The organism is Vibrio rubrogenes (assembly GCF_059641415.1).
In genome coordinates this window covers 1-1,398 of the sequence record NZ_JCARSY010000093.1, presented here as the reverse complement: position 1 = coordinate 1,398, position 1,398 = coordinate 1, and the positions used below count along the sequence as shown (strand labels likewise).

The window sequence follows — 1,398 nt, the reverse complement described above, 5'->3', positions numbered from 1 at the left end:
CCGGTCTTGTATCAGGTTATCGGCCGGGTCATGGGCAAAGCTCTCGCTGATATTACCGCGCACCTGTGTCAGGCGGTCTAACGGGTCGTAGTGATATTGCGTTACGCCGCGCAGGTTATCTTCCACCTGCGTCAGGTTACCCGAGCGGTTGTACTGATAACGGCGGAATAACGTCTGTTGCTGCGCCTGACTCACCCGGTGCTCACTCAACCGACCCAGCTCGTCATACTGAAAATGACTGGTCAACGCGCCCTGTGTCCGGCGGGTTTCCAGACCGCTCACCTGATATTGGTGTTGCGTCAGGCAATGCCCGTTCAGGCTGACCTGCTGCAGCCGCCCGTGCTGAAATTGATAATCAATCTGCTGGCCGTCCGGTAACAGATGGGCGGTTAAGTGGCCCATCGCATCATAACGGTAACCGGCACTCGCCCAGCCCTGATGCTCAACCGTCAGCCGCCCCATCACGTCATAGGCATACGCCAGCGGCCACTGACCGTCATCCACTCCGGTCAGATTGCCCAACAAGTCATAGTGATAGCTGATAGTGGATTCATCCGGCAGGGTCTTCTCAATCAATTTGCCCTGTGCGTCATAGGCATAACGCGTAGTCAGCTCCCCGCCTTCCCGGCCGATTTCGGTTTTCGCCGTCAGTTGGGTGTGACTGTCATATTCGTAGACGAACTGACGCCCGTCAAAAGTCACTTCCCGCTGCACATGCCCGGTCGGCGTGTAGTCTATCTGGTAGCGCTCACCGCGCTCGTTGATAATGGCGCTGACAAAGTGGAACGGGTTGTCATAACGGTACTGCACCGTACTGCCGTCCGGATTAGTTTTCTGCGTCACCAGATGCAGCGGGAATTCATAGTCATAGGTGGTGACCCGCCCCTGCTCATCGGTGAATCGGGTCACCTTGTTGTAAGCGTTGTATTCATAACACCGGGTCTGTCCGCCGGGCAACACCTGTTTGGTCAGACGCCCGCTGCGGTCATAAGAAAGCTCCGTCACCCCCTGACTGTCATGGCGCAGCCGCAGCCGCCCCAGAATATCGTAGCGATAACGAATCACCTCCCCCTGTGGCGTGGTCTCATCGACCAGATAACCATTGCGGTTCCATGTCAGCTGGTGCAGGCCGCCATCCGGGTAGGTAATGCGCTCAATCAGGCCGTGGTCATTGTAGTCATACCGGGTGGTGTGACCGAGCGGGTCGGTCTGCTCGATAATATGCCCCCACGCATCATGACGGTAACGCCAGATAGCCTTGTCCTGCTGCACCTGACTCAGCAGGCCGTTTTTATAGCTGAAATGGGTGATTAAACCATTGGGCGCGATTTTTGCGACCAGCTCACCGGCATCGTTATACACCGATTCGGTGACATTGCCGAGCGCATCGGTCTCCTG

Annotated in this window: 1 pseudogene; it reads right to left on the bottom strand. The window is 56.7% G+C overall.

Going from position 1 to position 1,398, the window contains the following annotated elements:
- Positions 1-1,398: pseudogene (locus AC55NX_RS20655) on the bottom strand (RHS repeat-associated core domain-containing protein); the annotation flags it as partial.